Raw genomic sequence first — 23,290 nt, 5'->3', positions numbered from 1 at the left:
CGACGGTCTTACACGTCCGCCCACATGCGCAACAGGTTGTGATAGCTCCCCGTCAGTTGCACCAGCGACGCATCGTCCGCGCCGTGCTGCGTGAGACGCTGAATCGCCACGTCCATGTCGAACAGCACGCTGCGTTGCGCATCGTCACGAATCAGGCTCTCGATCCAGAAGAACGACGCGAGTCGCACGCCCCGCGTGACCGGATTGACCTTGTGCACGCTCGTGCCCGGATACAGCACCATGTGACCGGCCGGCAGCTTGACGGCACGCTCGCCGAAGCTGTCGCGCACCACCAGTTCGCCGCCGTCGTAGCTGTCGGGGTCCGACAGGAACAGCGTGGCGGACAAGTCCGTACGCACCCGCTCGCGCACGCCCTTGATGCCCCGCACCGCATTGTCCACGTGATAGCCGAATGCCTCACCGCCTTCGTATCGATTGAAGAGCGGCGGGTAGATCCGGCGCGGCAACGCCGCCGACATGAACACGGCATCCTGCGACAGGCGCCGCAGGATCTCCTCGCCCAGACGCTGCCCCCAGGGGTCGTCCTCGGCCAGTTGCCGGTTTTCCTTGGCCTGCGCCGACTGCATGCCTGCCGTCGCCTTGCCGTCGACCCACGTCTGTGCCTGCAATTGCTCGCACAGCGCTCGCGCTTCGTCGCGGCTGAATACGGCGGGGATCTCGATCATCATGATGCTGTCTCCTCAGACTCGGAACGCGCTCAGAACGCGATGTCCGCGCTGACGGTCACGGTACGCCCGGCACCCGGCACGCCGTACAGCTGGAAGCCGTCGAGCGAGGCGCCGATCTGCGCGTAGTAGAACTTGTTGAACACGTTGTTCAGGTTCAGGTTGACGTGCACGTGACGGTTCACGCGGTAGCGCGCCGCAATGTTATGCACCCAGTAGCTCGGCGCCTTCTCGTTGTCCTGCGTGTAGATCGGGTTCACGCCCGACGGGCCCGACGCGTTGCTGCTGTTGTTGTTCTGACCGCCGACGTAAAGGTTGTCCGTGTAACGACGATGCCCAACGTACTGAACGCCATAGCTCAGTGCGAGGTCCGGCGTGACCTTGTACGACGTCCAGATCGAGCCGCTCCAGTCCGGCACGTTGGCCGCCTCGGCCCCTTCGTTCGCACCCTTGGTGATGCGGCTCTTCATGCGCGACACGCCGGCGAAGATCGACCACTTGTCGGTGATGTTGCCTTGCAGGCCGAGTTCGACACCGTCGACACGCTTGGCGGGCAACGCGCGCACCGGCGACGTATCGTCGCTCGTGTACTGCCACGAGTTGCTGAGTTCCGTGCGGAAGATCGCAGCGGTGAAGCCGAGTGCGCCACCGGCGAGATCCCACTTGGTCCCCATCTCATACGTCTGCGACGTGGCCGGGTCGTACTTGGCGGTCGACGCCGTGCCGAAGATCAGGTTGTTCGTGCTCGCGCCGATGGCGGTCGGCTGCGTGGCGCGGCTGTACGAGACGTAGATGCTGCCCGGCTCGACCGGCTTGTAGACGAGACCCGCACGCCCGCTCCACGCGCCATCCGTGCTCGACGTGATCGAGGCGCCGCTCGGCGCGTTCGTCTCCGCGCGCCAGCGGTCATAGCGCAGCGACGCCAATACTTGCCAGTGCGGCGACAATGTGATCGTGTCGCTCGCAAAAATGGCCGCGTCGTTGACCGTCGAGCTGGACTGGTTGTTGCCTTCCATCGACCAGGTGCCCGCGAACGAATTCGACGGGTTCGCCATGTTGAAGAACATGTCGCCCGCCGGCACGTAGGCCGCGCGCGGGTTGCCGCCGTAGGTCTCGCGGTACAGCTCGAAACCGGTCACGACGTCGTGCTTGAACGGGCCCGTGTTCGCCGAGAAACGCAGGTCCGTCTGGTTATCGAGGATCTGATAACGCGTGGAATTGCCGAAGTTGCTGCCGCGCAGAATGCCGTACGGCGCTGACGTCAGCCCGTAGTCGGTGTACGAGTTCACCCCGCCGATGTTCGTCAACGGCCCGATGCTCGTATAACCCAGCGTCGCACAGCGGGTGCCCGTGCAAATCTTGCTGCCGTTGGCATTCGCTGCAAAGAATCGCGCGGGCGACAGCACCGAGAAGTTGTCCGTCTGCTGCCAGCGCAACTGGCTGCGAATGCGGGTGGTGTCGTTGAAGTCGTGCTCGACGCGCCCCGATAGCGACGTGCTCTCGGTCTGCTGCGTGTAGATGCCTGCCGCGCCGTACCAGTTGCTCTGCTGCACGCCCGGCATCAGTTGACCGCCCGTGCCGCGCTGGATCGGCAGGCCCGTGTCGGGCACGTTGTTGTCCTTCTGGTGGAAGACGTCGAAGATCACACGCGTGCTCGTGCCCAGACCGAGGCCGAGCGACGCGGCAATGCCGTAGCGATCGTTCTTCACCTCATCGCGCCCCGCCACCCCGTTGTGATGCGACATGAGATTCAGACGCAGCGCCGTGGAGTCGCCGAGTTGCTGATTGAGGTCGGCCGTCATGCGACGGTAGTTGTCGCTGCCCAGTCCGAACGACGAGCGGTAGAAGCTGCCAAGCTCGGCTTCCTTGGACACGAGATTGACCGATCCGCCCAGGGCTGCCACCCCCGATTCGATCGTGCCGGTGCCCTTATACACTTCGACGCGATCGAGGTCGAAGGTGTCGTTGCGACTCGACAGCCCTGCGTCGCGCACGCCGTCGATGGTGATGCTCTGCTCGGCGGAGAAGCCGCGAATCGAGAACAGATCGCCCCAGCCCAGATTGCCCTCGCCCGACATGAACGTGATGCCCGGCACGTTCTTCAGAATGTCCTGCAACGACTGGGCATTCTGCTCTTCGAGCACCTTCTTCGGCACTACGGTGATGCTCTGCGGGATGTCACGCAGCGGTGCCGTGTATTTGGACGACGACACCGTTTCGGCTTTGTACGGTGCATCGACCGTAGCCGTGACCGACGTGGCAGGTAAAGCCACGGCATCCGCCGACGCGGCCGTGGCCTGCGCGGGTGCGGCGGCACTGCCGGGTGCAGGCGCGGGCGTCACCGCCGTCGCGGGCGCGGTCTGCGCAGCCGCATGCAGCGATGCGGCCGCCAGCGCGGCAGCCACCGTCACGCGGGTTTTCAGTCGCAGACGGGTGTGACGCGAGCTTGCCGAGGTTGTGGTGACGGCCGTGACAGTCGTGACGTCCGTCACACCGGGCGCCGCCCCCGGCGACACGGCGAAGGGCGCGAGCGAGGCGTCGGCTTCCAACGAATTCAAGTGCTTCATCTGGTGTTATGCGTTATGAGATGAACAGACAAAAGGCGTCCTCGCGCGCCGGGGTGTGCGCGACACCGTCGGAGCGTTCGGACTGACTCGGACAACAAGGAGAAAACGACGCGGCCGGCGTGGCGATGTGGCTGGGCGCGCCGGTGCAGGTGCTACGAAGACCGGCGGGCCGCGTCGGGAGAGCGAACGGCGTCTAGACGGGTGTCACGACGTCGTCCACGATTAGTTGCGGCAGGCCGCGCGAGCACCGCTCGACCCGGGCCTGCACGTCGAATACCCGGGCGATGGCGTCGGCCGTCACGACCTCGTCGACACCGCCCGCCGCGACCACACGACCGTCGCGCAGCATCACGGCGGCATCGGCATGGCGCATGGCGATCGACAGATCGTGCATGACCACGACGGTGATCATCTGACGCGCGACCGTCTCGCGAGCGATCAGACGCATCACCTGAAACTGATGATGCAGATCGAGCGCCGAGAGCGGTTCATCCAGCAGCAGAATGCGCGGCGCACGGATCAGCGCCTGCGCCAGACCGACCAGTTGACGCTGACCGCCGGAGAGTTCGTCGAGAAAACGCATGGCGAGCGCTTCAATGCCCAACTGGGTGAGCAACGCCATGACGATGGCCGGCGTGGGCGCCATCGCACTGACCGACTCGCGCGACGCGTGCCGCGCGCCATGTCCCGCGGCCAGCACCGATTCGAGTACGCGCAGATGCACGCCCGCGGGCAGCGCTTGCGGCAGATAGACGACATCACGCGCCGGCGCGCGGCCGGTACACCGATGCAGGGTCTCGCGACCGAAGGTCACTTCGCCGCGCCCGGACACGAGTCCGGCGAGCGTGCGCAACAAGGTCGACTTGCCCGAACCGTTCGGCCCGAGCAGCGCCGTCACGGTGCCGGCAGGCAGCGTGGGCAGCGACACCGCGTGCAGAATGTGGCGACGTCCGAGCGTCACGTCGATGCCCGTCGCGCCTAGCGCAAGCGTACTTGCCGGCGGGACCGGGAATTTCGCAGCGTTGGCGGTTACCGTCACAGCGACCTCCCGCTGGAGCGCACGACAATGACCAGGAAGAACGGAATGCCGACGAGCGCCGTCACGATCCCGACCGGGATGATGACGCCGGGCAGCAGCGTCTTCGATGCAATTGAAGCGAGTGACATGACCAGCGCGCCCACGATGAGACAGCCCGGCAGATAGAAGCGATGGTCTTCGCCGAAGATGCCTCGCGCGATGTGCGGCGCGACCAGGCCGACGAAGCCGATCGTGCCGACGAACGACACCGTCAGCGCAGACAGCAGCGACACGCGCATGAGCGTGACCAGACGCAACCGCGCGACACGAATGCCGAAACTTGCCGCACGGTCTTCACCGAGCCGCAGCGCCGTCATTGCCCACGACTGACGCCACGCGAATACCGCCATGATCGCGAGCACGGCGCCGAGCACACGCACCTGTGTCCAGTCGCTGCGCGTGAGGCTACCCAGCGTCCAGAAGACCAGTCCCTGCAAGGCGTCTTCGGTCGCCACGAACTGCATCAGCGAGACGAGCGCGTGAAACACGAACACCAGCGCAATGCCCATGAGCACCACGCCCGAGGTCGGCAGACCGCGCCAGCGCGCCACGCCGTCGAGCACGAGCGCCGAGATGAGCGCGAAGATAAAGGCGTTGACGGGCACGATCCACACATCGGGCACGCCCGGCACATGCAGATTGAGCACGATGGCAAGCGCCGCGCCGAACGCCGCTGCCGCCGACACCCCCAGCGTATAGGGGCTGGCGAGCGGGTTATCGAGGATCGTCTGCATCTCGCCGCCGGCCAGACCGAGTGCGCCGCCGACGAGTACCGCCATCAGCGCATACGGCAGGCGGATCTGCCAGACGATGACCTGGGCGTCCGGGCTCGCGGTGCCCGAAGACACCAGCGTACGCCACAGGTCGCGCCAGCCTAGCGCCGACGGTCCGTGCGTGAAGTCCAGCGCCAGTGCCAACACGATGAGCGCCGCCAGCGCGACAAGCCATACCGCACGGCGCAGATTCAACTGGCGATAGCCGCTCGCCACCCCCGCATGCAACACGTCTTCTTCAGCCAGTCGGGCCGAGGAGTCGCTCAATGAAGGTTGCGGGGACTGGGAGGGTTGCGACGGATGAGACATTTCTCCCGCAAGACTCACGGCTTGTCTCCGTCAGTCCAGTACGTACCACCGTACGGCACGGCGAGGAAGCGCTGGTGAATCTCGGTGAACGTGGCGTTCGCGTCGATCTGCTTGAAGCGTCCCGGATAGAACCAGCCCAGCATTGCCTCGACGGCGACGATGTTGTACGGCGAGTCGTAGAAGTTGTGCCACAGCCCGTGAGTGCGTCCCTCGCGCACTGCCTTGATCGAAGCAATGCCCGGCGACTTCACGAAGGCGTCGAGCGACGCACGCGCGTCGCTGGCCGATGTTTCCGCGCCGACGTGGATGCGCAACTGGTGGGCATTGCCCCGCGTGCCGGTCGCAATATAGACGTCCGGTTGCGACGCAATCACGTGCTCGATGTTCAGATCGCCGATCACGCCCGGCAGCAAGTCGCGGGCGATGTTCACCCCGCCCGCCGCATCGACGAATTCGCCGATGTTGCCGTTGCCGACCGTATGACAGCATCCGGGCCAGACGCCCGCGAGCATTTGCACGAACACCTTCGGACGCTGGTTCGACGGAATCGTCGCCACGGCGTCGCGCACGGCCTTCAGATGCGATTCATAGAGGGAGATGTAAGCCTCGGCCTGTGCTTCGCGATGCATCGCGCGCCCCATCAGGCGAAGGCTTGGCACCGTGTCTTCGAGCGGCTTCTGACGGAAGTCGACGAAGATCACCGGCACGCCGGCGGCGGCGAATTCCTTGACGAGCGCATTGTGACGTCCCGGGCCATGGCCGCCGATGCTGAAGATCGCCAGATCCGGCTTGAGCGCGAGCGCTTTCTCGGCGCTGACCGTGGCTTCCGAGGACTGACCGATCTTCGGAATGGTGTCGATCTGCGGGAAGACCTTCTCGTACTGCTGCCACGTCTGCGGGTCAAGCGACTGCAACTCGCCCTGCCAGCCGACAATCCGCTTGAGCGGCTGCTTGCCTTCGAGCAACGCCACCGCGTACAACAATCGCCCCTCACCCAGCAGAATCCGGTCGACGTGATCGGGCAACGTCACTTGCCTGCCCGCCATGTCGGTGACGACTTCACCGGCATGCGCCGGCATCGCCGCGCCGAGCGCCACCGACGCGACGACGCTTGCCACGCACGCCGCTTGTCTGGCAACGTTAGCCAGTGACGTGCGACGCGAAAAGAAATTCAGCATAACGATGACATCCCACATTGAATCAAGAACCATTCTCATTTCTATTAGAATGTAGCGTTGCGTTATGTTGGCTTCGTGTTGACGGAATTTCGGTATGTATTGGTTTGTATTGGCATGTATCGGTATATGGGCGACGGGCGCAACGCGTGTGCTCACCGGTAGACTCCCGGTCTTCGGAATGTCGTCGTGATGTCGGCCGGCGCTTCATTCCCTTCGTTCTTCTCGTCCTCTTCATCGATGACTTCTTCGTCCGCCTCGCCCGCCCATGCCCGCCTGCTGATCGTCGACGACGATCCGCAAATCCGCGACCTCCTCTCGGACTATTTGCGGGAGTCGGGCTTCGATGTCGCAACGGCTGCCGATGGCGTTCAGATGTGGGCGCAGTTGGCCGCACGCCCGGCCGATGTGGTCGTGCTCGACCTGATGCTGCCCGGCGAGGACGGGCTGTCGCTGTGCCGTCAATTGCATGCGCGCGGTGATGTCTGTGTCGTGATGCTCACCTCGCGCAGCACCTTGCTCGACCGCATCGTCGGCCTCGAAGTGGGTGCGGACGATTACCTGCCCAAGCCGTTCGATCCGCGTGAGCTGCTCGCGCGCGTGAAGGCGGTGCTGCGTCGTGGCCCGCGTCTGCCGCCGGGCAGCGCGCAAGCCGGGGCGACGTCGGCGGTGGGCAGTGCGCCGCCGGGGGCACCTTCTGCATCGTCGGCGCCAGGACCGAGCACCCCCGTGCCGCACGGACGCACGTTCACGTCAACGCCGCCCATCGCCCCGCACACGCTGCCGTCGCAGGCCGCGTTCTTCGATTTCGACGGCTGGCGTCTCGACACGCTCGCCCGTCAGCTCATTTCGCCCGAGGGGCGTGTCATCACGCTTGGCGGCTCCGACTACCGGACGTTGCAGGCGCTGGTCATGCACCCGCATCGCCCGCTCTCGCGAGACTTCCTGCTCGATTGCGCCTTCGGTCGTCATGGCGCGGCCAACGACCGGGCCATCGATGTATGCGTGAGCCGTCTGCGCGCGCATCTCGATATGCGCGCGCGCCCGTCTCCTTTGATTCGCACTGTGCGTAACGAGGGCTACATGCTCGCGGCCGACGTGGTGGCCTCCAGTGTCTGACGCTTCCCGCACGACGTCCGCACGTCAGGAAGTCAGCCAGTCGTTCGCGGCCCGCTGGCTTCGCAACGCGCGGCGCTACGTCGGCTGGCCCCGCACCCTCTCCGGTCGGCTCGCGCTGATTCTCGTGATCGGCATGCTCGCCACGCAACTCGTCACGGGCACGGTGTGGTTCGACGCGCGCTACGGCCGCGTGGCGGAAGTGCCGGTGCGCTCGGGCGGCGCCCGCATCGCCGACGCCGTGAAGCTGTTCGATGTCGTTCCGCCGGCCGAGCGCGCTGCGCTCATGCAGCGTCTGCGGGCGACCGGTGTGGAGGTGCGCGAGATCGACGCGCCCGCGCATGAGCAAAGCATGTCGCACTTCTCGGACGATCTGTTCGACAGCGTGCTGACGTCGCAACTCGGCCCCGCGCATCCGTTCGTCGCCCATCCCGTCGTGCTTTACGACGACACCGGCGAACCGCTGGCGCTCGCCACCCTGCTGCGCGCACATGCACCGACGGCACACCTGGCGGCCGACGTTCGCCTGCAAGACGGGCAGTGGTTGTCGCTGGCAGTCGTGGCCGGTCAGGCGGGACTGGACCTGCGCCCCGGCGCCGCGTTTGCCGATTACTTCGTACGCATCTATCTGGCGCGCATTTTCGCGGTCATCCTGATTGCGGTCATTGCCGTGCGAATCGCGCTGCGTCCGCTGGCTCGAATGTCGGCGGCTGCCGACCGGCTCGGGCGCGACATTCACAGCCCGCCGCTCGATGAGAGCGGGCCGGTGGAGGTGCGCCGCGCCGCGCAGACGTTCAACGCCATGCAGCATCGCCTCATCGAAGCGATGCAGGCCCGTACCGCGTTCCTGGCTGCCGTCTCCCACGATCTGCGCTCGCCGCTCACCCGCTTGCGCTTGCGCGCCGAAACGTTGAGCGATCCGGTGCAGCGCGAGCGCTTTCGTCAGGACCTGATGGAGATGGAAGCGATGATCGCGGCGTCGCTCGATCACGTGCGTGGCGTACCCAGCGGCGAGGCCCTGCGCGATGTCGATATCGACGCCCTGCTGCACGCCGTGGCCGAAGACGCCCGCGAGACCGGCGGAGATGTGCGCGTGCGGGAGCAGAGCGTGAGCGGCACCGTGCGTGGCTATCCGCGAACGTTGCGTCGCTGCGTTCAGAATCTCGTCGACAATGCGCTGCGCTATGCAGGCGGATGCCGCCTGTCGGCACATCTGTCGGCGCAGGGGACGCATCTCGAGATCGTCGTGGAAGATCGCGGTCCGGGCATTCCGGACGCGGAGCTGTCGGCTGCGGTGGAGCCCTTCGTCCGGACGGGCGTGCATCGGCAATCGTCGAATCAGTCGTCGAATCAGGCGCCGGGCGCTTTCGCCGCCGGACCAGACGGCGCCGGTCTTGGCCTTGCCATCGCCCGCACCATCGCACAGGCGCACGACGGCTCGCTCATCCTCTCGAATCGCCCGGGCGGCGGCCTGCGCGCCGAACTGCATCTGCCTGTCGCGGGTCCGGACGTCACCCTCGACACACATACGAAATACTCATAAATTACAACAGAACATTCATTTCTCTTATGCTGCGACGCGCCATAAAATCCGGGTATTCCCTTACCCACCCGGTCAGGACGTCGGCCCCGACGTCAACCAGGACGCAGCAAAATGAATACCACGCAGGTCACGCAAGACACCCTTCCCACCATTCCCACGCCAGCCCGCGCGGCGGTTGCTGCAACGACCGGACGTGAACCCGCGACGACGAGTACGAACGACGTTCGTGCGACGCCGCTCGTCACGCTGGCCGTCGTCACGATACTCACCGGCGTGGGTGCGGGTATCGGCGGGACCTTGCTCGCCGCCCTGCTCCATATCGTGCAGCATCTCGCCTTCGGTTACGCGCAGGATCAGGTCTTCGGTGCACAGAGTTTCCTGACCGGTGTGGCAGCCGCGTCTGCCGAACGCCGATTTGCCGTGTTGACGTTATGCGGCGTGGTCGCCGGGCTCGGCTGGTACGCCGTGCATCGCTACGGCGCGAAGCTTGTTTCCATCAAGGAAGCCGTGGGCCGCGCCCGCCCCATGCCGGTGGGCAGCACGCTTGCGCATGCCTTGCTGCAAATCGTGACAGTCGCGCTCGGCTCGCCGCTGGGACGCGAAGTCGCCCCCCGGGAAATCGGAGCATTGGTGGCCGACCAGCTCGCGCGTCGCGCGGGGCTGTCGACGGAGCACTGCCGCCTGCTGGTCGCCTGCGGCGCGGGCGCCGGACTGGCGGCCGTGTACAACGTGCCGCTCGGTGGCGCGATCTTCGTGCTCGAAGTGTTGCTCGGCACCTTCGCCTGGCGTGCCGTGCTGCCCGCGTTCGCCACCTCGGCAATTGCCGCCGCCGTCGCGTGGATCGGCATGGGCGCGGAGCAGCAGTACACGATCCCCACGTTCGACGTGACGGCACCGCTGGTCGGCTGGTCGCTCGTGTGCGGCCCGCTCGTCGGCGTGGCGGCCTGGGCGTATGCGCGTCTGACGGAAAGCGCGCGCGCCAACGCACCGCGTGACTGGCGTGCGCCCGTCTTCGCACTCGCCAACTTCATGGTGTTGGGGCTGGTCATCGCGTGGTACCCGCAGTTGCCGGGCAACGGCAAAGGACCGGCATCGCTCGCATTCAACGGCGAGCTGGTGACGGCGCTGGCGTTCGTGTTGCTCGTGCTGCGCGTTGCCTTCACGTGGAGCAGTCTGCGTGCCGGTGCGGCCGGAGGATTGCTCACGCCGGGGCTGGCCAACGGCGCGTTACTCGCCGTCGTGCTGGCGGGTGTGTGGAACGGCGCGCTGCCGCAGGGATGGGAGATGAGCGTGGCGCTCGGCGCGGCAGCCCTCATCGGGGCCACCGCATTCCTTGCCGTGTCGATGCGCATGCCGATCACGGCCGTCGTGCTGGCGCTGGAATTCACGCACGTGAATCAGGACTTCCTCGCGCCGATGTTGCTCGCTGTCGCCGGCGCAGCCTGTACCGCGCGCTGGCTCGATCAGCGTGTTCAGCGTGTTGCGACGACGAAGAGTCGCGGGAACGGCAGCAGCACCGTGCCGTCGGCCAACGCCGGATAAGCCTTCGCAATTTCCTCGGTGTAACGATTCAGGAAGGCTTCGCGCGAAGCGTCGTCGAGTTTCGCGAGGAACGGACGCAACGCGCTGCCCTTGAACCATTCGACCACCGCCGGTGCGCCGCCCGCGAGCGGGTGATAGTATGTCGTGCGCCAGATGTCGACGCGCGAGCACAGCGCGCGCAGCATCGGGTAATAGAACGTGGCGCCATGGCGCGCAGTGCGCTCCGTCCCCTTGAGCGTATCGGCCCAACGCGGATCGGCGGCGACTTCGCGCATCAGCTGGTGCGCGGGTTCGTCGAGGTTGTCGGGTGTCTGCACGGCCAGCGATCCGCCCGGCGACAGACAATCGATCAGACGCGGATACAACGTCTCGTGATCGGGCAGCCATTGCAGCACGGCGTTCGCGAGAATCGCGTCGAACGGACCGTCTTTCCATTTCCCGATATCGGCAACGTCGAAATGAAACTGCGGCAGACGCTTGCGCGCCGCGTCGACCATGTCCTGCGAACTGTCCAGACCATGCACCTGTGCCTGCGTGTAGCGCGCGGCCAGCACTTCGGTCGAGTTGCCGGGACCGCAACCGATATCCACCACACGTGTCGCCTCACGCCCGGGAAGTTCGGGAATGGCGGCCACGAGATCACGCACGGGACGCGTGCGCTCGTCTTCGAACTTGACGTACTGAGACGCCTGCCACGCCGGGTTGGTGGGACCAGTGGCGGGGGACATCGTGTTTTGCGGCATGAATCGCTCCATCGGGGGCTGTCGATCGATAGCCGTCACGATATCAGGTCGCCGCCTGCAATGCCTCCACAAAAACGCGCAGGTGCGAGGGTTCTGCGTCGGTGATCGCCCAGTACGTCATCCCGTTTCGCCGCCAGCGTGCGATCGCATAGCCGTCAGCGCCCGAGATCATGGGCGCGGCGGACGCCTTGTCACGTGCCGGATACACGTAAAGATCGATCGGATGTTTATCCGTGTGATAGATGAGAACGGCCACCGTGCGCTGGCCGACGTAGTCGAGCCTTCCGCCCGCCAGCGGGAACCCCTTGGCCGACAGATCGACCACCGGCGGCGCGTAATCGAGACGTCCGTTGAACCACGGTTTGACGGTGTGCTGATCGGTCGAGACGACATCGATAGGATGCTGCGACAACAGGGCGCGCACGTGACTCGATACGATTTCCTGCGGTTGCAGTCCGGTCGGCGTTTGCGGATCGGGCACCGGTGCGGGGACCGGCGGTCGCCCGACGAGCAGCGCCATCGCCACGGCAAGGCCGCCGAGGATCGCGCCGCCCGCGCCACCGAACAACCACGGCGCCAGGCTCGATCCCCATGCGAGGTCGACGGGCTTGCCGGAGGGCTTCGGCACGTTCGGCGCATTTGACGTAGTCGACGAATGCGATGGCTTGGGTTCGGGTTTCGGTTCAGGCTTCGGCGTGGACACCGCATCGGCCGATGACGCCGCCGTGTCCTGCGCTGACGTCGCACGACGTTCGGCTTGCGCCAACTCGTCACGCAGACGCTCGCGCAACGCCTGCGGCGCCTTGTGATGCAACGAACCGTCGCGCAGCATCTTGCCCAGCGTCGTGTCCTCGTTGCGAGCGGTTGCCGGTCCCGCATCGTCGGACGACGTCGCGGCAGTGTCTCTGGGATCGTCGGGCTTATTCATCGCGTCCTCCCCGGTGGGTGCCGTCGAGCGGCAGACGTTTGTGACGAGCCAGCGGCGTCACCTGGGCAGATGTCGATCTCGCATCTCCCGGCGTTGGCGTTTCTTGCCTGCCTCGCGCGGCAAGCACTGCCGCAGCGAGCATCTGCCGGCCTCGCGCCAGACGCGACATGACCGTGCCCGCCGGCACCCCCACGATCGTCTCGATCTCCCGGTAGCTCATATCTTCCATCTCTCGCAAGACCAGCACTTCGCGATACACGACCGGCAGCGTGGCCAGCGCATCGCGCACGAGCGCACACTCGTCGCGGCGCACCGCCAGCATCTCCGGATCGCCGGGCGCAGCATCGTCCCAGCCGGGTAAATGCCCTTCGCCATGCAAGCCATGTGTGGATTCGTCGAACGGTGTGCCGTCAGCGGCATCGGAGCGGCGACGCCACTCGGTCAGCCACGTATTGCGCACGATCGCGAGCAGCCATGCGCGAGCGTTCTCGCCGCGAAAGCCGTCGAAGAACCGCAATGCCCGCAGATAGGCCTCCTGCACGATATCGTCCGCATCGCTCGCACTGCCCGACAGCCAGCGCGCAAGGTTGTATGCCGCATCGAGATGCGGCAAGGCCAGTGCTTCGAATCGTCCTGACGCCGCAGCGCCGGAGGGATCAGCGTCGGTCACCGGGATCTCCCGAATAAGGGCAGCGCAGTGCCCGGGTGAACGTACGAGTCGGACCGACGCTGCATGACTATGCGAAACAACGTCGATGAGCGCATTGAATCACATCTGCACCGCAAGGCGATCATTTCACGACGATCACGCCCGTCATGTGCGGGTGGATTGCACAGAAGTACGGGTACGTTCCCGGCTTGTCGAAGGTAAAGGCGTAAGTGCCGTCAGTGTCGAGCGCGCCCGACGCAAACACGCGCGGCATGGCGGCACTCGTGACCGTGTGCGGCTCGTCGTCGCGGTTGGTCCACGTGACGGTCGCGCCCGCTTTGACCGTGAGTGTCGCGGGTGAGAACGTGAAGTTGTCGATGTGTACCGCGGTCGTCTGCGCAGCGCCCGCACGCCATGGCGCGCCGAAGACGATCATGCCGGCCGCCGCGACGGCCACACGCCCCAGCAACGCGCGACGCTGCGCACCCTGTGTATCGAGATCATCGGATTTCATGAGACGGCTCCGTCATCAGGAGACGAGTGTCGCGTCGCCGAGCAGCGGCGCACCGTCGAGCGAGGTGAATTCGACGCGTCGAATGCCCAGCGTCTGACGCAATTGCGACGTCTCGACCTTCAACGGCCCCGGCCCCGGACCCTCGCCAGGTGCCGGTTGCGGGAATGCCGTCGACATGGCGGTCTGCAACCGCACGTTGCCCTCCACCTTTTGCAGCACTTGATGGATGTGCCCGTTGAGCACCGTCACCGAACCGAACGGGCGCAACAGTGCCAATGCACGCTCACCGTCGTCCGTGCCCCAGCCCCACGCGGGATAGACGGACCACAACGGCATGTGCGTGAACACCACGACGGGCGTGCTGTGCGAGCGCCCCTTGAGATCGGCGGCGAGCCAGGCGAGTTGTGTGTCGCCAAGGTAGCCCATGCCGCCCGCCTTGAGGCCAAGCACGTTCACGAGCGCGACGAAATGCACGCCGCGCTGATCGAAGCTGTACCAGCCCTTGCCTTGGGTATCGGGGGAAAACCGTGAGAAGAAGGCGCGTCCGTCGTCGCCGATGACGTCATGCTCGCCCGGCACGTAACGGGTCTCGAGACCCGCACCGTTCACGATCTGCTGCGCGATATCGAATTCCTCGGGCCGGGACAGATGACTGACGTCGCCGGTGTGCAGCATGAAAGCGGGACGCCGGGCATCGTTGCGAATGCGCTCGATGGCCGACGCAAGCGTGGCGGCCGGATCGGGATTCGGCGCCTTGTTGAAGCCGATGTGACTGTCGCTGATCTGCACGAACGACAACACATCGCTGGACGCCGTCTCGGCGGCTGACGCCGCCCAGCCGCCCAGCGACACACCGCGCGGCACGCCGCCATCGAGCGTCCACAGAATGCCTGCGCCTGCCCATGCAAGGCAGGCCATCGCCCGACGGCGCGATATCCATGGCGATGACGATGACGCTTCGCCTTCGTTCGCCCTCCCGACTTCCTCGCCATCCCGATGATGCATGGCACACCTCCACACGGTGGGTCGGCGCCGCCTCGTCCGGATGACAGAGGTCGCAAGCGCCGTTACCCGTATTACCGGTGCACGTGCCGTTTTATTCCCGAAGTCAGAAAAGCGATGTGTCGGGCAGCGATAACCTCACATCGGCGCGAAGTTCCAGCGCGCGCCGCCGACACGCCCGCTCGTGCCGATCGACGTTGCCGGTCCGTGGGGTTGCCAGTGGACTTGCCATGCCGGCGCGGCCGGCGCGACGCTCTGACAATCGTCCTTACCCGACGCCTGGCCTGCGGAAGTGCCGCCGCCGATGGCCTTGATCGTCCCCCGGGTCAACAAAGGCTTCGGATCGACCGGATCGCCGTTACGCCGCAGTTCGAAATGCAGATGCGGCCCGGTCGCCATGCCGGTCTGCCCCACGGCACCGATGTGGTCGCCCGCCTTGACCACATCGCCAACACGCAGATCGCGCGCCGTGGCGGACAAATGCGCATAGAGGGTCTCGCTGTCATACCGGTGCGCGATCACGATGTAATTACCGAAGCCGCGGCGCTGGGCGCCAATGAATGTCACCTTGCCATCGGCTGCGGCCACGACCGGCGTGCCCTTCGGCGCGGCAAAATCGATGCCGTCGTGGCGATGCGACACGCGTCGGATAGGGTGGCGACGCGACCCGAAGTTCGAGCTCATGCGCGCCCCTTCGACCGGCATGACAAACGACTTGGACGTTCGCGATTGCGCCGTGCCGGTCACGCGTTTCGTGGTCGGGAACCATACGCTCTGCCCCGGCGCGGCGAAAACCGGGAGAGATGCGACTGGCGAGAACTCACCGCAGAGACGTCCTTGCAGGCGGCTGTGCGCCGTCGGGAGGAGCGGCGATAGTGCAGCAGGCAGCGGCGCGACCGATTGCATCGATGACGTCGTCAGACGCGAATGCAGCGGCAATGCGCCCCCCTCCGCCAGCGCGGGCAACGGTGCCGCAAGACATAACCAGACCCACGCACGGGGCAAAAGAGACAGGGAGGCGCTCTGCTTGACTGAGCGTCGCGCATGGTCGTCCGGCACGGTGTCGATACACGGGGCGGAAGGGTTGGAAGACGCGCAGGAAGCAGAAGACGGCGGACGTGAAAAAGGCATCGCTCGATAGACTAAATCAGAATCGACGCAGTCTACGGGCCACAGGAGCGCAAATTGATGGGAAAAGACCCAAACGACACGCAACTAGCGGCCAAAACACCGAAAATTGGGACTTAGCACACCGCAATGAGCGTGATTGAGAGGTCTGAGGCAAGCGTCAACGACTCAGCGCCGGACACCAGGCCGCGTACGTTTGACGGCGTACATCGCCTCGTCGGCATGGTCCATCAGCTCGGTCATGTCGGTACCGTCGTCCGGCAGCATCGCAATGCCGACGCTCACGCCCAGTTCCAGCGTCTCCCCCTCGAACTCGAACGGTGCGCCGACCTCCTGCGCGAGCCGTTCGCTGTGCGCCACGGCGTCGGCACGCGAGTGGATGCCACACAGGATCATGCCGAATTCGTCGCCGCCCACCCGCGCGATCGTGTCGGAACGTCGCGCAGTAGCGTTCATGCGCTCGGCGGCGGCACGAATGGCGGCATCCCCAGCGCGATGGCCGAATCTGTCGTTGATGGGCTTGAGCCCGTCCATATCGATGTTCAGAATGCCGAGCCGTGACGAGGAACGCAGCGCGAGATGAACCGCCTGACGCAGGCGGTCGTAGAACAGCGCGCGGTTGGGCAATCCCGTGAGCGCATCGTGCGTGGCTTGCAGATACAACTGGCTGGTCTCGAATCGTGCCGCATGAAACATGGCGGCGGCGATGAGTTCGCTCATGAGTTCGAGCGTGCGGACATCGGCATCGGGAAACGCCGACGGTGTCGGCGCAAAAACCTTGAGCACGCCGACGGTCGTGTCCAGATGCTTGAGCGGCGTGACGATCATCGAGCGCAGACCGACCTTGCGGCAAGCGTCGCGATCCACACGCGGGTCGGTTTCCGAGTCGTCGCAACGGAGAATCTCGCCGGTCTTCACGCATTGCCCTGAGAGCGATCCGTCACGCGACAGACGCATGCCGAGCAAGTTGGCGGCCACGCCGGACGTCGCCCGGTACACCATGTCGTCGCCTTCGGCCAGCTCGACCACGGCCCCGTTGGCCTGCGTCAGATCCTGAACCCGCTCCGTCACGAAGGACATCACGCCCCCAAGGTCCAGACCGAGTTTGGCGATTTCGGTCTGCGTCTTCACGATCTCCAAAAGCGTATGGCTTTCGGGCATCACACTCACGGCGTTATGGCTCACAACCCATCCTGTTCATCAAAAAGCGTGAACCCGAAATGTACCATCGCACCTTCGGAATTTCATGTCGGAACCGCAGACGGCGTGGGGCAGTGTCGGCGGCTCACAACGCACCGGCAGGCGTCGCCGCGGTTTGACGCGGCAACAGGCGGCGGGCCGCCGGCGTGCTGACATGCCGGTGCAACGCGCCGCCGAGCAGCGTGCAGACGACCAGCACGGGAAGGTAGACGAGGAACGTCCAGCGCATATCGCCGTTCGCCAGCGAACGATAGGCCGGCGTGACGGCCAGCACCACAAACATGTGGCTCAGATAGATTTCGTAACTCCATCGCCCCATTTGGGTGAGCCAGCCGAAGCCGCGCGGCACCGCACGCGTCGAACCGTGTACCGCCGCCAGCCACAACGCCGCGCTCGCGCAGAGCAGCAACATGACGTGGTCGTGCATGAGCGGCCACAAGACGTCCCCGTAAAAGACAACGGCAAGCAGTCCGAGCACGCCCAGCGCACCGAGGCCGCGGGCAACGGCGCGTGGCAATGTCGCACGCTGCATGGCCAGCGCCGTCAACACGCCCCATGCAATCGCCGCCATGCCGGGCAGATACGCTTTCTCCTGCCAGATCTCGTTGCCCTGGAGCGCAGCGCGCGTCCATGGCAGCGACATCGCGAGCGCCACGAGCGCCAGCACGCGCCACGGGCCACGTAGCACCAGACAGAGCAGCGGGAACGCGAGATAGAAACACTCTTCGATGGACAGCGACCACAGCACATCCCATCCGCCGGGCAACCAGTTCGTGCGCCCTTCGTACCAGTTCAGCGTCATGGTCAGCGCTGCGGCCAGCGCGCCGGGCAGCGATTGCCCCGGCTTGTTGATGACGAAGGTCGGCACGTCCAGCAGATGCATGACCGACAGCACTGCCAGCAACAACAGCAATAGCGGGAAGATGCGCACGGCGCGCAACGCGTAGAAATGGCGCCAGCGCATGGCGTCGAGCGAACCGTATCGCTCAAGCGACCGGCGCGTAATCACGAAACCAGAGATGACAAAAAACACGAACACGGCTTCGTAACCGTTGAAGCTGATGCCCTTGACGATGCGTTCGGGCAGCACGTCGCCCAGCAGACTCGGGCCGAGCGGCAGACGGAACTTGAGCGCGAGGTGATGAACGACCACGAAGAGAATGGACAGGCCGCGCAAGAGGTCGATGCCGTCGTTGCGCGCGCGCCGGTGCGCCGCAAGGGGCGCCTGCGCCGAGGGAAAAACCATGAAGACTCCGGGAATGGTGCGCGGGGGGTCACACCGCAGACATCGTACTATGTGGAGGCGCCGACAGCACCCCATCGAATTCGACGGGTCACGCGCCAACGGAAAATCATGGCGGCCGTCGCGAACGATCGGGGCAACGGGTTGTCCGACGCCCTGAGTCCGCGCCGTCATATGACAATTTGTGCCTGTCACGATGGCGCGCGTAAGATATCGCTTTCGCCCGACGCCTTCTGCTGTCGGGCCGTCTTCTGGCAGTCATGTCTAACTTCTGGATCACCATTACCAATTTCGGCAGCGCCGCCGTCACGGTGCCGCTGGCCATCGCCCTCACCCTCTGGTTGCTTTCCGCACGCGCATGGCATGCCGCGTTCGCGTGGGTCGCGCTGTTCGGCGCCGGCTCGTTCGTCGTGGCGGTCTCCAAGGTGATGTTCCTCGGCTGGGGACTTGGGGTGCGCGAGATCGACTTTACGGGCGTGAGCGGCCATACGATGTTTGCCGCTACCGTCTACCCGGTCATTGCATGGTTGTTACTGCGCAATCTGGCATGGCCCTGGCGCGTGCTGGGCACCGTGGCGGCTGCCGCCGGCAGCGTCGCCGTGGGCGTGTCGCGCGTGGCCCTGTCGGCGCATTCGGTGTCGGAATCGATTGCCGGCTGCATCGTCGGGTTCTCGGTGTGCGCGGCGTTCGCATGGGTCACGCGCGGTGACGATGCGCCCAACCTGAAAACATTGCCGATGGCGGCGAGCCTGTTCGTGCTCGTGATGTGGCTGCACGGCGAGCGCGTGCCGACACAGCGCTGGATCACGGAAATCGCCCTCATGATGTCGGGCCGCGATCAGCCGTTCAAACGTTATAGCTGGCAGGCGCGCAAACCGGCGCCGATGCCGGTGCTGCCGGCATTCCCGTCGTCGACCGGAACCCCCGCGCCCGCGCACTGACGCGGCAAGCCGGCACCAGACAACCGCGCGCGACCGGTCTCGGCCGCTCGTGCGCAACTTGTCACAGATCAGAACAGTCATACGTGGCGTGCGTTATATTCACCGAAACGCCCGATCCACGTCGAGCGATCGAACGGAGTTCGCCATGCCTGCTCGCAGTGACAAGACGTCCCGCTCCTCTTCAACGCGACCCGCCAAATCCGGTGCAACGTCGCAGACACCGCCGCCCCTCACCTCTGCCCCCGCTTCGCGGTCTCGCGGCACACCGAAAACCACCCGTCCGCCGACGCGGCGCGCCACCCCTTACGGCGTAACGCCCTCCGATGCGGCTGCCACGACGCCAGCGCCCGATCCGGTATCGAGCCAGCCGTCCACACCGCATGCCACGCCATCGACCTCGTTCACCGATCATCTCGATCGGGCCGCAATGGCGACGACTGCCCGTTTCACCGGCAACGTCTCCCCCGCCGCTGTCGCGCTCGCGTGGGCGGATTGGGCCATGCACGCCGCGACCGCACCCGGTCATCAGTTGAACGTCTTCAAGGCGTTCGCCGCCATCGACAAGCCGGGCACAGCGCAGACAACCGACGCCAGCCCGCCCCCCGGGATCGATCGACGCTTTCGCGATCCCTCATGGGATCAGCCGCCCTTCTCGTGGCTGCGCGAGCGATTCTTGCGCACGCAGGACTTCGTCGACGAAATGACGGGCGAGATCCCGGGGGTCGATCCGCATCACCGTGACGTGGTGCGCTTCATGGCGCGCCAATGGCTCGACGTCTTCTCGCCGAGCAATCAGTGGTGGGCAAACCCCGAAGTGCTTTGCGCCATTCGCGAGACGCAGGGCCAGAACCTCGTGCAAGGCGCGCAACGCTGGTGGTCGGACCTGAAGGACATGGCGGCCGGCGACGCGCCCGGTGCCGGCCCCGAGGCGTGCCGGGCGTTCCGCGTCGGTCACGAGATTGCCGCGACACCGGGCAAGGTCGTCTATCGCAACGCCTATTTCGAGCTACTGCAATACGCGCCGACGCAGGCGCAAACGTGGCGCGAGCCGGTGCTGATCGTGCCCTCCTGGCTGCTGAAGTACTACATTCTCGATCTGCAAGCGCAACACTCGCTCGTGCGCTATCTGGTCTCGCAGGGCCATAGCGTCTTCATGATCTCGTGGCATAACCCCGGACCGCAGGATCGCGACCGGGGGCTCGACGACTATCTCGAATCGGGTTTGCTGAGCGCGCTGCGCGAAGTCCGGCGTCTGACGGGTAACGTGCCGGTGCATGCGTGCGGCTATTGCCTCGGTGGCACGTTGCTCGCCATCGCGGCCGCGACGCTCGCGCGTCGAAACGGGACCCAGCGCGCACGTCAGACAGGAGACGACGCAAACGCGCTCGCCAGCGTCACGCTGCTGGCCGCGCAGACGGACTTCAGCGAGCCGGGCGAACTCGGCCTGTTCATCGACGCCAGTCAGGTCGCGTATCTCGAAGCGATGATGTGGCGTCAAGGCTTCATCAGCGGCGAACAGCTCGCAGGCACGTTCCAGTTACTCAATTCGCGCGACCTGATCTGGTCACGGCTCATGCGCGACTATCTGCTCGGCACCCCGGCGCAGACTACCGATTTCACTGTCTGGAATGCGGATACGACCCGCATTCCAGCGCGATTACACAGCCAATGTCTGCGCGAGCTTTACCTGAACAATGCGCTGGCCACGGGCACACTGAAGATCGGCGGGCAACCGGTCGCACTATCGGATATCCGTGTGCCCATGTTCGTCGTAGCGACCGAGCGCGACCATATCTCGCCCTGGCGCTCCGTCTACAAGATGCATCGGCTCTACAACGGGGATCTGACGTTCGCCCTCGTCTCGGGCGGTCACAACGTGGGCGTGGTGTGCGAGCCGGGACATGCGCGCAGTCATCACCGGGTCGCCACACGCGTGGCGGGCTCGGCGTATCGCGATCCGGATGCATGGTTTGGCGCCACGCCGGCCATGCAAAGTTCGTGGTGGCCGGCCTGGCAGGCGTGGCTGCTGGCGCAGGGCAGCGGCAAATCCATCGCCGCGCCCTGGCCGCCTGAGAAGGCGCTACACGACGCGCCGGGGACTTACGTGCTGGAGCGATGAGCCTGGCTGCCGCCGCGCTTGGGCGGCACACGTCCATTGAGCGGCGACTGCTGCGCAGCGTTCGAGACGGCGGCCTCGGTCGCCTGAGCGGCCTCCGTGGACATACGACGCCACGCGTCCATGGTGCCCTGCGTGGCCTCGTTAAATGCCTGGAACCACTTCTGCAACGGCGCTTCGGCGGCTTGCGTCGCGGCGCCCGCTGCGGTGCCGGCACCGATCAGATCAGGTAACGTCATCGCGCCGGCCATGCCGTGCTGAAGCTCCTCGCCCGTCTTGCGGCAATGCTCGGCCCAGAGCAACTGGTTGTTCGCGCACACCGCGAGCCATTCGCGCCAGAACTCGTTTTGCTGGGCCAACTGCCCGTTGAGCAATTGCAGATGGGCGGTCACCAGACCATTGAAGTCCTTCGCGCCGCCAAGCGACTTGGCCGCTTCGGAATGCGCCTTGAGCAGTTCGGTATCGCGTTCGACTTGCAGTTGGTGCGTGCGTTGCGCGGCTTCCAGCAGAATTCCGTAGGCGCCCAGTGCGCTGGCGGTACCGAGCTTGACCAACGCCAGTGCCGGGTTCGTTTCCTTTGACATCGTGACTCTCCTAAGTAAGTAGTTAGCTGCGTCGCTACGCGTCACTCCATATGCATACCGCCATTGATGGCGAGGTTGCTACCGGTGATGAAACCTGCGTCGTCGGACACGAGGAAGGCGATGAGTGCTGCGACCTCGTCGGGGCGCCCCAGACGTCCGACCGGAATCTGCGGAAGAATGCGCGATTCGAGCACTTCCTGTGGCACGGCCGTGACCATCTTCGTGGCGAGATACCCCGGAGAAATGGTGTTGACGGTCACGCCGGATTTGGCGACTTCGAGCGCCAGCGCCTTGGTGAAGCCGTGCATCCCGGCTTTCGCCGCCGCGTAGTTGGCTTGACCGAACGCCCCGCGACTGCCGTTGACTGACGAGACATTGACGATGCGCCCCCAGCCACGCGCGATCATGCCGCCGAAAATGGGCCGCGTCATGTTGAAAACGCTATCCAGATCCGTACGCAATACCGACTGCCAGTCCTCGGCCGTCATCTTGCGCATCGTGGCGTCGCGCGTGATCCCCGCGTTATTGATGAGAATGTCTACCGGACCGCTGTCCGATTCGACGGCTTTCGCACAAGCCTCGCATGACGCGAAGTCGGCAACGTCGACACGATAGGCCGCGAACTCCCGGCCCGTCGCGCGCATGCGCTCGACCCAGCCTTCGCAATCGTGATTGTTGGGGGAACAGGTGACCGCGACGCGGTACCCGGCATCAGCAAGACGCAGGCTGATCGCTTCGCCCAAACCGCCCATGCCTCCTGTAACCAATGCTGTTCGTTTTGTCATGGCTATCCGTCTCTGGTGAGAATCAGTCGTTAAACTTCGGATACATCCAGCATAGTCGCGAACGGCCGACTTGCTGTGGCAATCGACATCCCCGCATGTCCTTCGCTTGACCTCAGTCAAGCCGTAGCGCCGACGTTGCACTGTCTGCACCAAAAAGCCCGCCGCCGGCATCGATGTTCTGCGCCGCTCGCGTCGTGAACTGCCGGGTGTCTTCGCTACGATGTCGCCAGTCGTTGCGACTGGCCCGAGTGCGACTCGATGCGCGTGACAACGTTCCTCGGTTGTGACAATTTGTCCCGGTGAACAGCCATTCCGTGAGGCATTCGTCGACGTCCAATCGTCATATGGTTCATTGCATGCAATCTGACGTGATATTCATGTCGAGCGATCCGCTCACCCGTGCTCGCGAAAACGCGCGAGCACGTGACAGGCATCGTACTCCAAAATAATTTGTTGGTTGGCGATTCGCCCCCTGTCGACAACAATCCAATGACCCGACCCTATCGATAGTCACAGCGGGGTCCAACGAACGTCGTTCACCCCGTTGCAGGGCGTGGGCAATCCATATATCATCGCCCGTAGATTTTTTCCCGGATCACGCCGCTTTTGCTGACCGTCGCCTTGTCGCGCGCCAGCGCCCGCGTGAGAAATCCGGTTGTCACAAGCGT

At 65.1% G+C, this 23,290-nt stretch carries 20 protein-coding genes; 5 read left to right on the top strand and 15 right to left on the bottom strand.

Annotation, left to right across the window (positions count from 1 at the left end; genetic code table 11):
* Nucleotides 1-8: 8 nt before the first annotated feature.
* The 5 genes from C5N93_RS23020 to C5N93_RS23000 all read right to left on the bottom strand — a co-directional run bounded on the left by C5N93_RS23020 (nucleotide 9) and on the right by C5N93_RS23000 (nucleotide 6,591).
* The gene (locus C5N93_RS23020; protein WP_242561059.1) at nucleotides 9-689 is read right to left on the bottom strand and encodes a Fe2+-dependent dioxygenase; all 681 of its coding nucleotides are present in this window, start codon (nucleotides 687-689) and stop codon (nucleotides 9-11) included.
* A gap of 29 nt (nucleotides 690-718) precedes the next feature.
* The gene (locus C5N93_RS23015; RefSeq protein ID WP_242561058.1) at nucleotides 719-3,253 is read right to left on the bottom strand and encodes a TonB-dependent siderophore receptor; all 2,535 of its coding nucleotides are present in this window, start codon (nucleotides 3,251-3,253) and stop codon (nucleotides 719-721) included.
* Nucleotides 3,254-3,446: 193 nt separating this feature from the next.
* Entirely contained in the window at nucleotides 3,447-4,220 is a 774-nt protein-coding gene (locus C5N93_RS23010) for an ABC transporter ATP-binding protein (protein ID WP_242561388.1), read from the bottom strand.
* Nucleotides 4,221-4,288: 68 nt separating this feature from the next.
* Entirely contained in the window at nucleotides 4,289-5,335 is a 1,047-nt protein-coding gene (locus C5N93_RS23005) for an iron ABC transporter permease (RefSeq protein ID WP_242561387.1), read from the bottom strand.
* 92 nt (nucleotides 5,336-5,427) lie between these two features.
* Nucleotides 5,428-6,591, bottom strand: a complete 1,164-nt coding sequence (locus tag C5N93_RS23000) for an ABC transporter substrate-binding protein (protein ID WP_242561057.1) — start codon at nucleotides 6,589-6,591, stop codon at nucleotides 5,428-5,430.
* A gap of 237 nt (nucleotides 6,592-6,828) precedes the next feature.
* On the opposite strand from C5N93_RS23000, the gene C5N93_RS22995 reads away from it, so the two are divergent.
* The 3 genes from C5N93_RS22995 (at nucleotide 6,829) to C5N93_RS22985 (ending at nucleotide 10,789) form a co-directional block, all read left to right on the top strand.
* Nucleotides 6,829-7,707, top strand: coding sequence for a response regulator (locus tag C5N93_RS22995; RefSeq protein WP_242561056.1), 879 nt, complete (start codon nucleotides 6,829-6,831; stop codon nucleotides 7,705-7,707).
* A complete protein-coding gene (locus C5N93_RS22990; protein ID WP_242561055.1) occupies nucleotides 7,700-9,247 on the top strand; it encodes an ATP-binding protein in 1,548 nt (515 codons plus the stop codon). The genes C5N93_RS22995 and C5N93_RS22990 overlap by 8 nt, the downstream gene beginning before the upstream one ends.
* Nucleotides 9,248-9,358: 111 nt before the next feature.
* Entirely contained in the window at nucleotides 9,359-10,789 is a 1,431-nt protein-coding gene (locus tag C5N93_RS22985) for a chloride channel protein (RefSeq protein WP_242561054.1), read from the top strand.
* Here C5N93_RS22985 and tam read toward each other — a convergent pair.
* The 8 genes from tam to C5N93_RS22945 form a co-directional block, all read right to left on the bottom strand.
* Entirely contained in the window at nucleotides 10,720-11,532 is an 813-nt protein-coding gene (gene tam / locus C5N93_RS22980; RefSeq protein WP_242561053.1) for a trans-aconitate 2-methyltransferase, read from the bottom strand. The genes C5N93_RS22985 and tam overlap by 70 nt on opposite strands.
* 43 nt (nucleotides 11,533-11,575) lie before the next feature.
* Nucleotides 11,576-12,460: an anti-sigma factor gene (locus C5N93_RS22975; protein WP_242561052.1), complete on the bottom strand. Its 885-nt coding sequence runs from the start codon at nucleotides 12,458-12,460 to the stop codon at nucleotides 11,576-11,578.
* Nucleotides 12,453-13,130, bottom strand: coding sequence for an RNA polymerase sigma factor (locus C5N93_RS22970; RefSeq protein WP_242561051.1), 678 nt, complete (start codon nucleotides 13,128-13,130; stop codon nucleotides 12,453-12,455). Before C5N93_RS22970 ends, C5N93_RS22975 begins: the two co-directional genes overlap by 8 nt.
* Nucleotides 13,131-13,251: 121 nt before the next feature.
* Nucleotides 13,252-13,623, bottom strand: coding sequence for a cupredoxin family copper-binding protein (locus C5N93_RS22965; protein WP_347403322.1), 372 nt, complete (start codon nucleotides 13,621-13,623; stop codon nucleotides 13,252-13,254).
* A 15-nt stretch (nucleotides 13,624-13,638) separates the two neighbouring features.
* Nucleotides 13,639-14,628, bottom strand: coding sequence for a metallophosphoesterase (locus tag C5N93_RS22960; RefSeq protein WP_242561050.1), 990 nt, complete (start codon nucleotides 14,626-14,628; stop codon nucleotides 13,639-13,641).
* 135 nt (nucleotides 14,629-14,763) lie between these two features.
* Nucleotides 14,764-15,564: a M23 family metallopeptidase gene (locus C5N93_RS22955; protein WP_242561049.1), complete on the bottom strand. Its 801-nt coding sequence runs from the start codon at nucleotides 15,562-15,564 to the stop codon at nucleotides 14,764-14,766.
* A 357-nt stretch (nucleotides 15,565-15,921) separates the two neighbouring features.
* Complete coding sequence (locus tag C5N93_RS22950) at nucleotides 15,922-16,914, bottom strand: sensor domain-containing diguanylate cyclase (RefSeq protein ID WP_242561385.1); 993 nt, start codon at nucleotides 16,912-16,914, stop codon at nucleotides 15,922-15,924.
* Between the two features lie 124 nt (nucleotides 16,915-17,038).
* Nucleotides 17,039-18,199 carry an acyltransferase gene (locus C5N93_RS22945; RefSeq protein WP_242561048.1) on the bottom strand — a complete coding sequence of 387 codons (1,161 nt, stop codon included), beginning with the start codon at nucleotides 18,197-18,199 and terminating at the stop codon, nucleotides 17,039-17,041.
* A gap of 257 nt (nucleotides 18,200-18,456) precedes the next feature.
* On the opposite strand from C5N93_RS22945, the gene C5N93_RS22940 reads away from it, so the two are divergent.
* Together C5N93_RS22940 and C5N93_RS22935 are read left to right on the top strand one after the other, a co-directional pair.
* Nucleotides 18,457-19,137 (top strand): phosphatase PAP2 family protein, encoded by a 681-nt coding sequence (locus C5N93_RS22940; RefSeq protein ID WP_242561047.1) that lies wholly within the window; start codon nucleotides 18,457-18,459, stop codon nucleotides 19,135-19,137.
* A gap of 427 nt (nucleotides 19,138-19,564) precedes the next feature.
* Nucleotides 19,565-21,256, top strand: a complete 1,692-nt coding sequence (locus C5N93_RS22935; protein WP_242561046.1) for an alpha/beta fold hydrolase — start codon at nucleotides 19,565-19,567, stop codon at nucleotides 21,254-21,256.
* Here C5N93_RS22935 and C5N93_RS22930 read toward each other — a convergent pair.
* The gene (locus C5N93_RS22930; protein WP_242561045.1) at nucleotides 21,238-21,837 is read right to left on the bottom strand and encodes a hypothetical protein; all 600 of its coding nucleotides are present in this window, start codon (nucleotides 21,835-21,837) and stop codon (nucleotides 21,238-21,240) included. The two genes, C5N93_RS22935 and C5N93_RS22930, sit on opposite strands and share 19 nt — an antisense overlap.
* Before the next feature lie 41 nt (nucleotides 21,838-21,878).
* The gene (gene phbB, locus C5N93_RS22925) at nucleotides 21,879-22,622 is read right to left on the bottom strand and encodes an acetoacetyl-CoA reductase (protein WP_242561044.1); all 744 of its coding nucleotides are present in this window, start codon (nucleotides 22,620-22,622) and stop codon (nucleotides 21,879-21,881) included.
* Between the last annotated feature and the right edge of the window lie 668 nt (nucleotides 22,623-23,290).

Source organism: Pandoraea sp. LA3, assembly GCF_022696215.1.
Taxonomy (GTDB): Bacteria; Pseudomonadota; Gammaproteobacteria; order Burkholderiales; family Burkholderiaceae; genus Pandoraea; species Pandoraea capi.
The sequence above is the reverse complement of the archived record's forward strand: the minus strand, read 5'-3'. Positions and strand labels throughout refer to the sequence as shown.

Coding starts and splice junctions, on each gene's coding strand:
- phbB (WP_242561044.1), bottom strand. CDS start 22,622: ATGACAAAACGAACAGCATTGGTTACAGGAGGCATGGGCGGTTTGGGC.
- C5N93_RS22985 (WP_242561054.1), top strand. CDS start 9,359: ATGAATACCACGCAGGTCACGCAAGACACCCTTCCCACCATTCCCACG.
- C5N93_RS23020 (WP_242561059.1), bottom strand. CDS start 689: ATGATGATCGAGATCCCCGCCGTATTCAGCCGCGACGAAGCGCGAGCG.
- C5N93_RS22965 (WP_347403322.1), bottom strand. CDS start 13,623: ATGAAATCCGATGATCTCGATACACAGGGTGCGCAGCGTCGCGCGTTG.
- C5N93_RS22940 (WP_242561047.1), top strand. CDS start 18,457: ATGTCTAACTTCTGGATCACCATTACCAATTTCGGCAGCGCCGCCGTC.
- tam (WP_242561053.1), bottom strand. CDS start 11,532: ATGCCGCAAAACACGATGTCCCCCGCCACTGGTCCCACCAACCCGGCG.
- C5N93_RS22995 (WP_242561056.1), top strand. CDS start 6,829: ATGACTTCTTCGTCCGCCTCGCCCGCCCATGCCCGCCTGCTGATCGTC.
- C5N93_RS22950 (WP_242561385.1), bottom strand. CDS start 16,914: ATGCCCGAAAGCCATACGCTTTTGGAGATCGTGAAGACGCAGACCGAA.
- C5N93_RS23015 (WP_242561058.1), bottom strand. CDS start 3,253: ATGAAGCACTTGAATTCGTTGGAAGCCGACGCCTCGCTCGCGCCCTTC.
- C5N93_RS22930 (WP_242561045.1), bottom strand. CDS start 21,837: ATGTCAAAGGAAACGAACCCGGCACTGGCGTTGGTCAAGCTCGGTACC.
- C5N93_RS23000 (WP_242561057.1), bottom strand. CDS start 6,591: ATGCTGAATTTCTTTTCGCGTCGCACGTCACTGGCTAACGTTGCCAGA.
- C5N93_RS22935 (WP_242561046.1), top strand. CDS start 19,565: ATGGCGACGACTGCCCGTTTCACCGGCAACGTCTCCCCCGCCGCTGTC.
- C5N93_RS22945 (WP_242561048.1), bottom strand. CDS start 18,199: ATGGTTTTTCCCTCGGCGCAGGCGCCCCTTGCGGCGCACCGGCGCGCG.
- C5N93_RS22975 (WP_242561052.1), bottom strand. CDS start 12,460: ATGAATAAGCCCGACGATCCCAGAGACACTGCCGCGACGTCGTCCGAC.
- C5N93_RS22960 (WP_242561050.1), bottom strand. CDS start 14,628: ATGCATCATCGGGATGGCGAGGAAGTCGGGAGGGCGAACGAAGGCGAA.